The 12,958-nt window shown below is 61.0% G+C and carries 11 protein-coding genes; 2 read left to right on the plus strand and 9 right to left on the minus strand.

The window, feature by feature from the left end; all coding sequences use genetic code 11:
- The first annotated feature begins 84 nt into the window (after positions 1 to 84).
- Both ACP7B0_RS08845 and ACP7B0_RS08850 read left to right on the plus strand, forming a co-directional pair.
- Positions 85 to 1,575, plus strand: a complete 1,491-nt coding sequence (locus ACP7B0_RS08845) for a DASS family sodium-coupled anion symporter (protein WP_426140827.1) — start codon at positions 85 to 87, stop codon at positions 1,573 to 1,575.
- A gap of 326 nt (positions 1,576 to 1,901) precedes the next feature.
- Entirely contained in the window at positions 1,902 to 3,179 is a 1,278-nt protein-coding gene (locus ACP7B0_RS08850) for an aromatic amino acid transport family protein (RefSeq protein ID WP_426140829.1), read from the plus strand.
- Between the two features lie 2 nt (positions 3,180 to 3,181).
- Here the strand turns inward: ACP7B0_RS08850 and ACP7B0_RS08855 are convergent, their stop codons facing one another.
- The 9 genes from ACP7B0_RS08855 to ACP7B0_RS08895 form a co-directional block, all read right to left on the minus strand.
- A complete protein-coding gene (locus ACP7B0_RS08855) occupies positions 3,182 to 3,640 on the minus strand; it encodes a GNAT family N-acetyltransferase (RefSeq protein WP_426140877.1) in 459 nt (152 codons plus the stop codon).
- A gap of 123 nt (positions 3,641 to 3,763) precedes the next feature.
- Entirely contained in the window at positions 3,764 to 4,237 is a 474-nt protein-coding gene (locus ACP7B0_RS08860) for an SgcJ/EcaC family oxidoreductase (protein ID WP_426140830.1), read from the minus strand.
- Positions 4,238 to 4,460: 223 nt separating this feature from the next.
- Positions 4,461 to 6,056 (minus strand): gamma-glutamyltransferase family protein, encoded by a 1,596-nt coding sequence (locus ACP7B0_RS08865; protein WP_426140831.1) that lies wholly within the window; start codon positions 6,054 to 6,056, stop codon positions 4,461 to 4,463.
- Positions 6,057 to 6,094: 38 nt separating this feature from the next.
- A complete protein-coding gene (locus ACP7B0_RS08870) occupies positions 6,095 to 6,967 on the minus strand; it encodes an ABC transporter permease (protein ID WP_426140832.1) in 873 nt (290 codons plus the stop codon).
- The gene (locus tag ACP7B0_RS08875; RefSeq protein WP_426140834.1) at positions 6,964 to 7,911 is read right to left on the minus strand and encodes an ABC transporter permease; all 948 of its coding nucleotides are present in this window, start codon (positions 7,909 to 7,911) and stop codon (positions 6,964 to 6,966) included. The genes ACP7B0_RS08870 and ACP7B0_RS08875 overlap by 4 nt, the downstream gene beginning before the upstream one ends.
- Before the next feature lie 28 nt (positions 7,912 to 7,939).
- Positions 7,940 to 9,442, minus strand: a complete 1,503-nt coding sequence (locus ACP7B0_RS08880; protein ID WP_426140835.1) for an ABC transporter substrate-binding protein — start codon at positions 9,440 to 9,442, stop codon at positions 7,940 to 7,942.
- Complete coding sequence (locus ACP7B0_RS08885; RefSeq protein ID WP_426140836.1) at positions 9,439 to 10,572, minus strand: ABC transporter ATP-binding protein; 1,134 nt, start codon at positions 10,570 to 10,572, stop codon at positions 9,439 to 9,441. Before ACP7B0_RS08885 ends, ACP7B0_RS08880 begins: the two co-directional genes overlap by 4 nt.
- Positions 10,569 to 11,576 carry an ABC transporter ATP-binding protein gene (locus tag ACP7B0_RS08890; RefSeq protein ID WP_426140837.1) on the minus strand — a complete coding sequence of 336 codons (1,008 nt, stop codon included), beginning with the start codon at positions 11,574 to 11,576 and terminating at the stop codon, positions 10,569 to 10,571. The genes ACP7B0_RS08885 and ACP7B0_RS08890 overlap by 4 nt, the downstream gene beginning before the upstream one ends.
- The gene (locus ACP7B0_RS08895; protein WP_426140838.1) at positions 11,573 to 12,310 is read right to left on the minus strand and encodes a FadR/GntR family transcriptional regulator; all 738 of its coding nucleotides are present in this window, start codon (positions 12,308 to 12,310) and stop codon (positions 11,573 to 11,575) included. Before ACP7B0_RS08895 ends, ACP7B0_RS08890 begins: the two co-directional genes overlap by 4 nt.
- Between the last annotated feature and the right edge of the window lie 648 nt (positions 12,311 to 12,958).

The following is a 12,958-nucleotide window of genomic DNA, read 5'->3' on the forward strand; positions in this document are numbered from 1 at the left end:
CCTTGCATCATGATGCGCGCGATAGCGGGCTGCGCCTATTGCGTCAGCCATGCGTGCCGATTTCGATGGACCCCTGGAAAAACCATGAATGCGACTGTGACGACGCCCGAAGTACCGCCCGCGAAGGTCAAGTTGCCCATCGGACTGGCCATCGCCATGTTGGTGATGGTTGGCGTTTTATTGCTGCCGCTGCCCGCGGATCTGCCCGTTGCCGGGCATCGAATGCTGGCGATCCTCGCTTTCGCCGTTGTGGTATGGATCACTGAAGCGGTTTCCTACGAAGCCAGCGCGATCATGATCACCGCGCTCATCGCGTTCCTGATTGGCACCGCGCCGACATTACAGGATCCGACCGTTATTTACGGGTCATCCGCCGCGATCAGCATGGCGTTGACGGGTTTTTCCAATTCGGCGCTGGCGCTGGTGGCGGGTGCGCTGTTCATCGCGGCGGCCATGACCCATACCGGGCTGGACCGACGCATTGCCCTGGTGACTCTTGCACGGGTCGGCACCAGTACCCGGCGCATCATGCTCGGCGCTATTGTGGTGACGATCCTCCTCAGCCTCGTGGTGCCCAGCGCCACGGCGCGCAGTGCCTGTGTGGTGCCGATCATGATGGGGGTGATTGCGGCGTTCGGCGTCGATAAACGCTCGAACATCGCCGCCGGGATCATGATTATCGTTGCTCAGGGCACCAGCATCTGGAACGTCGGCATTCAAACCGCCGCCGCGCAAAACCTGCTGACGGCCGGGTTCATGGAGAAAATGCTCGGTGCGCGGGTTTCCTGGCTCGACTGGCTGATCGCCGGTGCGCCCTGGGCGATCATCATGTCCGGCGTGCTCATCCTGCTGGTCCTCAAGCTGATGCCGCCCGAAAGCGACAGCATCCCTGGCGGCAAGGAAGCCGTTGAGAAATCCCTGGCTGAAATCGGCCCCATGACCGGCGCGCAGAAACGCTTGATGGCGGTGTCCATCGGCTTGCTGTTGCTATGGGCCACCGAAGGCAAGCTGCACCATTTTGACACCACGTCCACGACTTATGCCGGTCTGGTGCTGTTGTTGCTGCCGCGTTGGGGCGTGATGACCTGGAAGGATGTGCAGTCGCGCATTCCCTGGGGCACGGTGATTGTCTTTGGCGTCGGCATCAGCCTGGGAACAGCATTGCTCACGACTCACGCGGGCCAGTGGCTGGGCGCGCAGGTCGTGGCCAATACCGGGCTGGACCAGGTCGGTCCGCTGGGTGTTTTTGCCATTCTCGGCGCATTCCTGATCCTGATTCACCTGGGGTTCGCCAGCGCCACCGCGTTGACCTCGGCCATGCTGCCGATTCTCATCGCGGTGCTGCAAACCCTGCCGGGTGATTTCAATCGGCTGGGCATGACCATGCTGCTGGGTTTTGTCGTGAGTTACGGGTTTATCCTGCCGATCAACGCGCCGCAGAACATGGTGTGTCTGGGCACGGAAACCTTTACCGCACGGCAGTTCGCCCGTGTCGGCCTACCGGTGACAATCATCGGCTACTTGCTGATGCTGCTGTTCGCCGCCACCTACTGGGAGTGGCTGGGCTGGATGTGACGTCGATTCTTGAATGAGCAATGGCGGCGGCGACGCCTCCGGTTCGTTGCACAGGGGCTCTCCCGGCTAAGGCAGTCCCGCACCGCCTGCTCAGGAGCCTGCAAAACGGTGTGAGCAGCGCCGTTGCTACCCGACCCTTGGGTGTGCTCGCCTTCTGAGTTTCAGGTAAGACTGATCCTGATCAACACCTTCTCGTCCGACAACCCTTTGATTTTCAAGCCCGATCCCGGACAATCGCGCCCCTGTTTCGAGGGGGACGTTGAACTGCCAGGTTTTTCGATGCGCCCCCGCCTTGTTGTATTAACCGGCAACGGAGATTCGACCGGATGAATGATCAGGCCAATAGCGTCGAACAACGTTTCGATACGGCCCCCGCCAGCATTGCTTCATGGAACCGCCATGACACAACCTGGATGCTCGGCTTGTTCGGCACCGCCATCGGCGCGGGCACCCTGTTTTTGCCCATCAACGCAGGCATTGGCGGCTTCTGGCCGCTGATCATCCTCGCGCTGCTGGCTTTTCCCATGACCTTCTACGCGCACCGGGGGTTGACCCGTTTCGTGCTGTCCGGGCGCGAAGGGGCGGACATCACCGAAGTGGTCGAGCAACATTTCGGCAAGGGGGCCGGCGCGTTGATCACGCTGCTGTATTTCTTCGCGGTGTTTCCGATCCTGCTGATCTACAGCGTTGCGCTGACCAACACCGTGGGAAGCTTTCTCGAACACCAACTGCATATACAACCGCCGCCGCGTGCGCTGCTGGCGTTCGTCTTGATCCTCGGTCTGTTGGCCGTGGTGCGTTGCGGTGAGCGGGTGATCGTCAAGGCCATGAGCCTGATGGTGTATCCCTTCATCGTGGCGTTGCTGTTCCTCTCTGTCTTCCTGATCCCCCACTGGACCGGCGGTATTCTCGAAACAGCCACTACCCTGCCGGAACCTTCGGCGTTTCTGCACACCTTCTGGCTGGCCATTCCGGTGATGGTGTTTTCCTTCAACCACACCCCGATCATTTCGGCGTTTGCCGTGGACCAGAAGCGCCGCTATGGCGATCAGGCTGAGGGCCGCAGCTCGCAGATCCTCGCCCGCGCCCACGGCTTGATGGTGGTCATGGTGCTGTTTTTTGTGTTCAGTTGCGTGCTGACGCTGTCACCGGCGCAACTGGCCGAGGCCAAGGTGCAGAACCTGTCGATCCTGTCCTACCTCGCCAATCACTTCAGTAATCCGACCATCGCCTTCATGGCACCGTTGATTGCCTTTGTAGCGATTGCCAAGTCGTTTCTGGGGCATTACATCGGTGCCAGCGAAGGCTTGAAAGGGTTGGTGATGAAAACCGGTTATCGCCCCGCACCCTTGCTGCTGGATCGCATGACCGCTGCGCTGATGCTGGTGGTGTGCTGGGCGGTTGCCACGCTTAACCCGAGCATTCTGGGCATGATCGAAACCCTGGGTGGCCCTGTCATCACGGCATTGTTGTTCCTGATGCCGATGTACGCGATCCATAAAGTCCCGGCCATGCGTCAGTACGCGGGCAAGGTTTCCAACGTGTTCGTGGTGGTGGTGGGTCTGGTGTCTATCTCGGCGCTGGCCTATTCGTTGCTGCAGTGAATTCAGCGCGATAGCAGCGAGCGCTCCATGATGAGGGTGCGTTCCTCGCCGTGATAGTTTTCGCGCACCACCTTGAAACCCAGCTTCACGTAAAACTGTTCCGCCGTGACCGACGACGGAACAGTCAGGACTTCAATCCCTCCCTTACGCGCGACCTGTTCAACCCGGCTCATCAGCAGGCGGCCAATGCCTTGACCATGAAGGTCGGGCGTCACGAACACTGTGCGCACCACGTTGGCGTCCAGGCTGGCGGTGCCGACCACCCGGTCCCCCGCCAGTGCGACAAACACCTGACGCTGACGGATCAGGGCCGCAACGGCTTGCGGGCTGAAGCTGTGCTGGACCTGCGCAATGATGGCGGGCGGGTAATCCTGAGCGTTGGTCTCGCGCAGCGCTTGCAAGATCACCTTGCTCACGGCCTCTGCATCGTCCTCATGGGCGTCGCGTAGTTGATAGTCCATTAACCGATTGTCCTTGCCAGTCGTTCGGAGCATGAGCATGCACGTGATGGGGTTTACCTGTCGATGGGCGACGAACGCCTGTCTGAAGGCGCAGGCACCTACTGAAGTATTATTTCCTGAAGGTTAGTCCGTGACCGTTTCCGGCATGAGCGATGAGTGGTGGGAAGTGATCAGCCATTTACCGTTTAACCATGCGTAGGTAAAGGTATAGCGGGCCTGAGCTGTCGACTTGTCCGCGAAGGTAAAGGTATAGAGACCTGTGTCGATGGCGCTGTTGCAGCCAATCTGAATACGACGGCTGTCGATCTTGCCTTCAGGTTTTTTATCCAGAAAGAACGTGAAGTAGTCAATGCGCGCTGCTTCATCCAGACGCAGTTGATTGGACAAGGTGGGCAGCAACACGGCATCGCGGGTGTACTGCGCCGCCACCGCCTCTGGGTCACTGGATTTCACCGCCGTGTTCCACCGATCAAACAACTGCGCTATTTGTTTTGTGTCGGTTTTCGTGCAAGTGGTGGTCTGGCTGGCATGGACAGGCAAGGGTAGAGCGAGTGTCAGAGGAGTAAGTACAGTGAACACGGTTTTTGTAAGTGTCATGGGTTGTCACCGAAGTCAATAAACAAGCACTGGCGATGCTATACAGGCTTCTGCTGTTAATCCATTTCAGTGGCGGGGTTAATGGTTTCTGGATATAACTATCTTTATTTCATGTGGGAGTTTTCTGAAGTTTGATGGAGATTAAGTTATATATTTAACGTTTGGTGTAAAAAGTCTGCGCGCAGGCGTTAATAGACCTGCGCGCAAGAATCGAAGTTACTGATCAATAAGCGGCCACCAATCCATCCTTTCTCGGATCAGTTCCGCCGACATAGCCGTGGGCTGTACGCTGGATGATTTGTGCGCCGCCGAAAGCGAATACGCCGCTGGGGTCTTCGACGTCAATGTCGTGACCCTTGGCACGCAAGGTTTCAACAACCTCCGGGTCGAAGGCCCGCTCCACGGCGACTTTCAGGCCAGACTCGATTCTCCAGCGCGGCGCATCGGCGGCGGCCTGCGGGTTCTGCTTGTAACGCAGGATGCGCATCATCATTTGCAAGTGCCCCTGTGCCTGCATCGGCCCGCCCATCAGGCCGAACGCCATCAATGGCGTGCCGTCGGCGTTCATCACGAAGCCTGGAATGATGGTGTGGAACGGACGTTTGCGCGGTGCGACGACGTTGACGTGCTGCGGGTCCAGGGAGAACCCGGCACCACGGTTCTGCAGGCTGATGCCGGTGCCTGGCACCACGACACCGGAGCCGAAGCCCATGTAGTTGGACTGGATGAACGACACCATCATGCCGCTTTCATCGGCGGCGCACAGGTACACCGTCCCTCCCGCTTTCGGCGAGCCGTGGCCGGGATTGGCGGCGTGTTCGGTGATCAGCCCTGCGCGTTCCTTCAGGTAGACCGGGTCCAGCAGATGTTCTGAAGCCACACGCATGTGCTCACTGTCAGCGACGTGTTCGTCCAGGTCTGCCAGCGCCAGCTTCATGGCTTCCAGCACGGGATGCACGGTTTCCAGGCTGTCCACCGGATGCTCGCCGACGCCCAGCGTTTCAAGCAGCGTCAGGCCTGCCAGCGTGGCGATGCCCTGGCCGTTGGGTGGCAGCTCATGCACCACCGCCCCGGCGTAAGGCACAGAGAGGGTTTCGATCCAGTCCACGCTGTGGCTTGCCAGGTCATCCAGGCTCATGACGCTGCCGTTGGCGTTGGCATGGGCAATGATCGCCTCGGCCAGCTCACCACGATAGAAAGCTTCGCCTTGGGTCTGGGCAATCAGTTCCAGGGTGCGGGCGTGGTCTTTGAGGGTGATCTTCTCGCCTGCCAGCGGGGCCTTGCCGTCGGGCATGAAACACTCGGCGAAACCGGGCTGCGACTGGAGTAACTTCGAGCCGCGTTTCCACAACTCAGCAATGATCGGCGTGACCTGATAACCGTCCCGGGCATAGCCGATGGCGGGTTCGGCAAGGGTGGCGAAGGGCAGCTTGCCGTAACGCTCGGACAACGCAACCCAGGCCGACACTGCACCCGGCACCGTCACCGCGCCCCAGCCCCGTTGGGGCATTTCGCTTTGCCCGGCGAAGTGCTCGGGCGTCCAGGCTTGCGGGGCACGGCCGGATGCGTTCAGGCCTTGCAGTGTGGTGCCGTCCCAGACAATGGCGAACGCATCGCTGCCGATCCCGCAACCGGTGGGCTCGACCACCGTCAAGACCATGGCCGCCGCAATAACCGCGTCAACCGCATTGCCGCCACGGCGCAGCATGTCCAGCCCGGCCTGTGCCGCCAAGGGCTGGGAGCAGGCGACCATGTTGTTGCCCATCACCGGCGAGCGGGCCGATGCGTAAGGTTGGCTGTAATCCAGATCATCAAACATAAGCGGTTCTCTTTGGCAGAAGATGGCAGAAGGGCAGATCAGCCTTTGGGGTCCAGCGCATCGCGCAGGCCGTCACCCAGCAGGTTGAAACACAAGACGGTGATGTAGATGGCCACGCCCGGCGCAATCGACATCCACGGCGCTTGTTCCATGAAATTTTTCGCGGTGTTGAGCATCGAGCCCCAGGACGGGGAGGGCGGTTGTTGGCCCAGGCCGAGAAACGACAGGCTGGCTTCCGCCAGAATGGCCGAGGCGATGGTCAGCGTCGCCTGAACCACCAGCGGCGATGTCACGTTGGGCAGCACGTAACGCAGGATGATCCAGCGATCCGGCAGGCCAATGGCCCGGGCGCCCTCCAGATAATCCTCGTGCTTGATCGACAGCACTTGTCCTCGGGTGAGTCGGGCAAAAATCGGCATTGCCGACAGGCCGATGGCGATCATGGCATTGGTCAGGCTCGGCCCGAGAAAAGCCCCCAGCGCAATCGCCAGCACCAGGAACGGACAGGACAGCAGCGCTTCCATGATCCTTGAAAGGATCGCATCCAGCTTGCCGCCGAAGTAACCGCCCAGCAGGCCCAGTGGCACGCCGATCAGCATGGCGATCGCCACAGAAACCCCGCCCGCCAGCAAAGAGCTGCGCGCCCCCCAGAGCAGGCGTGAAAACAGATCGCGGCCCAGCTCATCGGTGCCCAGCCAGTAGATCAACGATGGCCCTTTACGCACCGCAAGGAAGTTGGCTTTAAGCGGATCATGAGGCGCGATCCACGGGGCGAAGACAGCGGCAAGGATAAACAGCAGCAACACCACCGCGCCCAGCACCGCCCCCTTATTGGCGAGGAATTTCTTGATAAAGGGCGAGCGGCTGCGGGGCCGTATTACGGGATGAGTCACACTGGCGATGGCAGTCATGAGGCAGTCCTCAAACGCGGGTTGATCATGCGATAGAGCACATCGGCCAGCAGGTTCAGCAGCAGAAAACCAATGGCGACGCAAAGCACCACGCCCTGCACCACGGCGTAATCGCGATTGAACACCGCATCGACGATCATCTTGCCGAAGCCGGGAATGCTGAAGACCTGTTCGGTCAGCACCGCGCCGCCCAGCAGTTCGCCGAACAACAACGTGGTCAGCGTCACGATGGGCATCAAGGCGTTACGCAGCGCATGCTTGAGGATCACCGTACGCGGGAACAGACCCTTGGCCCGTGCCGTGCGCACATAGTCGGTGCGTAACACTTCCAGCATGGCGCTGCGGGTGTGACGCATGAGAATCCCCGACAACCCGGCACCCAGCACAAACGCCGGGAGGATCAGGGTTTTCAGGTTCTGCCCGAAATCTTCGTCCATGGGCACGAAGCCTGAAGCCGGCAACCATTGCAGCTTCACCGCGAAGACCATGATCAACAGAATCCCCAGCCAGAAGTGCGGGATGGAGATGCCCGACAGCGCCACCACGTTCGCCCCGTAATCCACCACCGTGCCTTTGCGCACGGCGGAAATGATGCCGGTTGGAATGCCGATCAGCAGTGCGATCAACAGCGCGAACACCGCCAGTTCCAGCGTGACCGGCAACTTGGAGGCCAGCAGCGTGGTGACCGGCTGCTCGGTGCGCAGGGACGTGCCGAAATCGCCGGTCAGGACGTTGCCTGCCCAGTGCAGGTATTGCAGCGGTAACGGGTCGTTGAGGCGGTACTTGTCCCGCAGGTATTCCATCACCGCCGGGTCGCGTTCTTCCCCGGCCATGGCCAGCACCGGGTCGCCGGGCAGCAGTTTTTGCAGGGTGAAAACGAACAGCGAAACCAGAATCAACGTCGGAATCGCACTGAGCAGGCGTCGCAGGATGAACATCAGCATGCCGAATCCTCGCGGGTGCGCGCGTCAATCACGGCTTGAACGCGACATTGGTCAGGCGGATCAGGCCGTCCGGGTTCGGCACGAAACCGGTCACGGCGGTACGCATGGCGATGATTCGCGGATCGAAATACAGGTAGGCAGTTGGCACTTCGTCAGCCAACAGGCGCAGCGCCTCGTTGTACAGCGCCTGACGTTGGGCCACGTCGTTGACCGTGCGCGCCTTGTTCAGCAACTCGTCGAGCTTGGCGTTGCAGTATTTGCCGTCGTTCTGGCCGCCCTTGCAGGTCACGAACTGATGAATGTCGCCATCCGGGTCGGGCCGGCCGGACCACGCGCTCATGCCGATCTGGAAGTTGCCGCTTTGCTGTTCGCTGAGCAACGTGGCGTATTCGGTGGCGACCAGATTCACCTTGAAACCCGCCTCTTCGGCCATGGCCTGGATGATCTGCCCGACCTGTTGGGCGATGGGGTTGTTGGCGACCTTCAGGTCCACCGCCAGCGGCAGCTTGACCCCGGCTTCAGCCAGTAGCACCTTGCTTTTGGCGATGTCGCGGGCCGGGATTGGCAGATCCTTGTCGTAGTAAGGGCTGTTTTTCGGGAACGGTTGAGCGCTGGGTGCATATAAGCCTTCGAAGACCACCTGATTGATGGCGTCCCGGTCGATGGACAGTTCAAACGCCTTGCGCACACGCTTGTCCTTGCCCATGGGCGTATTGGCTTTCTCGCCGTTGGCAACGTTGAACATCAGTTGCATATAGCCCAGGCCAGGCGTGTTGTAGATCGCCAGTTTGCTGTCGGACTTGACGGTTTTCACGTCAGTGGGCGCGACGCGTTCGATGATGTCCAGGTCTCCGGAACGCAGGTTGGCCAGACGCACGGACGTGTCCGGGATGGGCAGAAAAATCACCTTGTCGAAGTGGTAGGCCTGTTTGTTCCAGTAGTGGTCGAAGCGCTCCAGCACGATGCGATCCTGCTGCACGCGCTGGACAAATTTGTACGGGCCGGAACAGACCGGTTTTGCACCGAATTCACCTTGGGCGGCCTTGGGTGCAAGCATCATCCCGGCGCGGTCCGACAGTTGCGAAACCAGCGTGGCGTCAGGCTGCTTGAGTTTGATCGCCACGGTTTTCGCGTCGATCACTTCCACGCTGTCCACCGACGCCAGTTCACTTTTGCGCAGGGAGTCGGGCAGGGTGCGGGCGCGGTCCAGGTTGAACTTTACCGAGGCCGCGTCGAACACTTCGCCGTCGTGATAGGTCACGCCTTCGCGCAGGGTCATGGTCAGCGTCTTGCCGTCCTCGCTCCAGTTCCAGGCCGTGGCCAGTTGCGGTGCGTAAGTCAGGTCCGGGTTGACGTCCACCAGTTTGTCGCACAGCGCGGTGTAGACCAGGCGCCCGGAATAGGTGCGTGAACGATGCGGGTCCAGGACATCCGGGTCGTCCTGGATACCGATGCGCAAGGTGGATTCGGCAAAGGCGGCGTTGGCGGCCAGCAGTAACAATGTTCCTGTCAAAAGACGTGCGGTTTTCATGGCTGGCTCTCCGTCGATAGGGATTGATGAGTCTTGAACAGGTTCAGACGCCGGGTGTAGGCCGCGCTGGGTGTAGGAAGGATTAACGTGCCCGCGCCAGCGTTGGCGATTTCCCTCCAGAAGTGGCACGCCACCTGACGCTCTGCCTCGACACTTTCCATGACGGGGGCGGACTCTTTGCAGAGTGCGCGGGCATGAGGGCAGCGCGTGTGAAACCGGCAGCCCGAAGGCGGACGGCTAGGGCTGGGCATGTCGCCTCCCAGTAAGGGGCGGGGGTGGCGCAGGTCCGGGTGGCTGACCGGCACGGCGGCCATCAACGCCTGGGTGTAGGGGTGCAGCGGGGTTTCGAACAGCCCGTTGACGGGGGCCAGTTCGACGATCTCTCCGAGGTACATCACGGCGACGCGGTCACTCATGTGCCGGATCACCGCCAGCCCGTGGGCGACGATCACCAGGGTCAAGCCGAACTGATGCTTGAGGTCTTCCAGCAGGTTCACCACTTGGGCCTGCACCGACACGTCCAGTGCCGACACCGGCTCGTCACCGAGAATCAGGCGCGGTTCGGACGCCAGGGCGCGGGCAATGCCAATGCGCTGGCGCTGACCGCCGGAAAACTCATGGGGATGCCGACTGCCGTGCTCCGGCGCCAGGCCCACGGTGCGTAACAGCTCGGCGACCCTGGCCTGGCGGTCGCTGCGACCGGCTTCACTGTGCAACCAGATCGGCTCGCCAATAATCGATTCCACGGTCATGCGCGGGTTCAGCGACGCGAACGGGTCCTGGAAAATGATCTGCAAGTCGCGACGCACCTGACGCAGCTTTTCCGGTGACAGGTTGGCCAGGTTACGGCCCTCGTAAATCACGTCTCCCGCTGTTGGCTTGAGCAAATTCAGCAACAGTCGGCCCAATGTCGATTTACCCGACCCCGACTCACCCACCAAGGCCAGCGTTTCGCCTTTGCGCACTGACAGCGACACTGTATTGACCGCCTGAACGGGGGGCTTTTTGCGCTGGAACAGGCCGCTTTCCACACTGAAGTGCTTGCTCAGGCCGATGCTTTCAAGGATCGGTTTTGGGCTTGTGCGTTCCAAGGTGATGCGCTCGACAACGTCGCGGTCTGAAGGGCTCATGCGCTGGCTCCCACATGCAGTTCCAGGGGTGCACGGATGCACGCGGCGAAATGTCCGGGGGAAAGCTCAAGCAGCGGCGGTCGGGTTTCGCGACAGGCCGGGATCACGAACGGGCAGCGCCCGGCGAACCGGCAGCCCGCCGGCATTTCAGCCGGGGTCGGTACGCGGCCGTTGATCGTCGCAAGGCGACCTTCCCGAGGGCCAATGGAGGGCATCGAACCCATCAGGCCAAGGGTGTAAGGATGCTGCGGATCGTCGAACAGGGTTTTCACCGAACCGCTTTCCACCACGCGCCCGGCGTACATCACCATGACATCGTCGGCGACTTCCGCCACCACGCCCAGGTCGTGGGTGATAAGGATCATCGCGGTGCCGGTTTCGGCTTGCAGGTTGGCAACCAGCGAAAGGATCTGCGCCTGAATGGTCACGTCCAAGGCCGTTGTCGGTTCGTCGGCAATGATCAGCGCCGGATCGTTGGCCAGCGCCATGGCAATCATCGCCCGCTGACGCATGCCGCCGGACAGTTCGTGTGGGTAGGCATCAAGACGCTGCACGGCATCCGGGACGCGGACTTTTTCCAGCATTTGCAAAGCACGCTGCCGCGCCTCTTTCGCTGACAGACCCTGATGACGAATGACGCTTTCAACGATTTGCTCGCCAATGGTGAACACCGGATTCAGCGAGGTCATGGGCTCCTGGAAAATCATCGCCATGCGATTGCCCCGCACATCAAGCAAGCGAGCTTCCGGCATGCCCAGCAACGATTCGCCCAAAAGGCTGGAAGCGCTCGCGGCGACGGTTGCGCTGTCCGGCAGCAAGCCCATCAATGCCATGGAGGTCACGCTCTTGCCGCAGCCGGATTCACCGACAATGGCCAGCGTCTTGCCCCGTTGCACCTTGAACGACACGCCGTCGACGACATTGGCTGGCGCCCCGGAAAAGCCCACGGTCAGGTCGCTGACACTGAGCACCCAGTGGTCCGAATCGTTGCCGGTCGCACTCATAAACTCGCCTCCAGATCTTGGTTGATCACGGTGTCGAGCGCCTGTTGCAGGGCACGCAAATGCCCGCGCATGGCGGTGGCAGCCTTTACCGGGTCGCGGCTTTCGATGGCGGTGACGATGTCGTCATGATCATGCCGGTAACTGTCGAGCCGATCGGCATTGCGCGCCCGCTGCCGCAGGTCCCGCCACATGGGGTCCAGTCGAATGGCATCGAGCATTTCGAAGATGTCCAGCATCAGCCGGTTACCGGCCGCTTCAGCGATCCCCCGGTGCAAGGCGCTGTCCCACAATTCGAGCCCTTCGGCATCAATTTCATCGGCGTTCTGTTGGCGCGTGGTGCGCTCGGCCAGACGGCGCAAAATGGCCATCTGCTCGCCGTTGGCCCGCACCGCTGCCAATGAAGCCAACGCCGGCTCCAGATGCAGCCGCGCTTCCATGACTTCACTGAAATTGGTCCGCCCGGACAACCGCGCAAAACTCAACGAAGCACTGGGCGGTGTCGGCCCGACAAACGTACCCTTGCCCTGTCGCCGCCAGATCTGGCCCTCGGCTTCCAGCACCGACAAGGCGCGACGAATAGCGCGGCGGCTTACCCCGAAATCCGTCGCCAGATCCCGTTCAGTCGGCAACGCCCGCTGGGGGAAGGCCGCATGCTGCGCCACCATCTGCCGCAAGGCATCCAGGGCCAGCTTTGACGCGTTATCGATGGTTAAGTCAGGGTCGAACCGTTGCATCGCGGTCACTCACGCCAGGCCAAAAGAAAGGCCCTCGGTCGCGTGGAAGTTGGAGCGAGGGCTGCTGGGGCGGCTGCAAGAGCGATGCCAATAGGAATTGGTTCGCGCGACAGTTGCGTCGATTCAGGCCGCCACCGTTCTACCTCACGGTGGGCGGGCCAATAGCCAATGGTTCGCGGTGTTGGTTCGGTGGTGGGAATCAGGATTGGTTCGGTGGTGGGTGAACCAATTTTCAGGGGAAAGCCGAGTCGTGCGTGTTTATGGTCGAGGCTGCGCCGGGAAGGGGCAGCCGTTGTTCTTTACGCTGCTTCGGGTCCCGCTTGGGGGAGTGAATGCAGGCTTGAAATGTGCGTAACGGTCGCTCGCCTGTCACCTCGGCCGGATTATCAAGACAATTGTTGTAGGCCTTTTCCCAAACCCCCTTGGACGCATTGAGCCCATCCCGCTCATAAGCCACTCTGCCGCCCTTATTCAGGGATCCGGTTGTGCCTCGTCGCGCGCGCCCATCTGACCCTGGTTCTCAGAGAGAGCGCCCGCCCAAGGCAAGGAGCCTGCAATGACTCATCCCTTCCAGACCCCACGGGGCCACATGGCCAACCTGATCGCGTGCTCCAAAAGCGCGGATGCGCCCGATGCCGGCGGGATGTG

The organism is Pseudomonas sp. DWP3-1-2, assembly GCF_049896285.1.
Taxonomy (GTDB): domain Bacteria; phylum Pseudomonadota; class Gammaproteobacteria; order Pseudomonadales; family Pseudomonadaceae; genus Aquipseudomonas.

What these genes read in the sequence shown, in the direction of transcription:
- ACP7B0_RS08870 (WP_426140832.1), bottom strand. Translation starts at nt 6,967, where the DNA reads ATGACTGCCATCGCCAGTGTGACTCATCCCGTAATACGGCCCCGCAGC.
- ACP7B0_RS08875 (WP_426140834.1), bottom strand. Translation starts at nt 7,911, where the DNA reads ATGCTGATGTTCATCCTGCGACGCCTGCTCAGTGCGATTCCGACGTTG.
- ACP7B0_RS08860 (WP_426140830.1), bottom strand. Translation starts at nt 4,237, where the DNA reads ATGACACTTACAAAAACCGTGTTCACTGTACTTACTCCTCTGACACTC.
- ACP7B0_RS08880 (WP_426140835.1), bottom strand. Translation starts at nt 9,442, where the DNA reads ATGAAAACCGCACGTCTTTTGACAGGAACATTGTTACTGCTGGCCGCC.
- ACP7B0_RS08845 (WP_426140827.1), top strand. Translation starts at nt 85, where the DNA reads ATGAATGCGACTGTGACGACGCCCGAAGTACCGCCCGCGAAGGTCAAG.
- ACP7B0_RS08885 (WP_426140836.1), bottom strand. Translation starts at nt 10,572, where the DNA reads ATGAGCCCTTCAGACCGCGACGTTGTCGAGCGCATCACCTTGGAACGC.
- ACP7B0_RS08890 (WP_426140837.1), bottom strand. Translation starts at nt 11,576, where the DNA reads ATGAGTGCGACCGGCAACGATTCGGACCACTGGGTGCTCAGTGTCAGC.
- ACP7B0_RS08895 (WP_426140838.1), bottom strand. Translation starts at nt 12,310, where the DNA reads ATGCAACGGTTCGACCCTGACTTAACCATCGATAACGCGTCAAAGCTG.
- ACP7B0_RS08865 (WP_426140831.1), bottom strand. Translation starts at nt 6,056, where the DNA reads ATGTTTGATGATCTGGATTACAGCCAACCTTACGCATCGGCCCGCTCG.
- ACP7B0_RS08855 (WP_426140877.1), bottom strand. Translation starts at nt 3,640, where the DNA reads ATGGACTATCAACTACGCGACGCCCATGAGGACGATGCAGAGGCCGTG.
- ACP7B0_RS08850 (WP_426140829.1), top strand. Translation starts at nt 1,902, where the DNA reads ATGAATGATCAGGCCAATAGCGTCGAACAACGTTTCGATACGGCCCCC.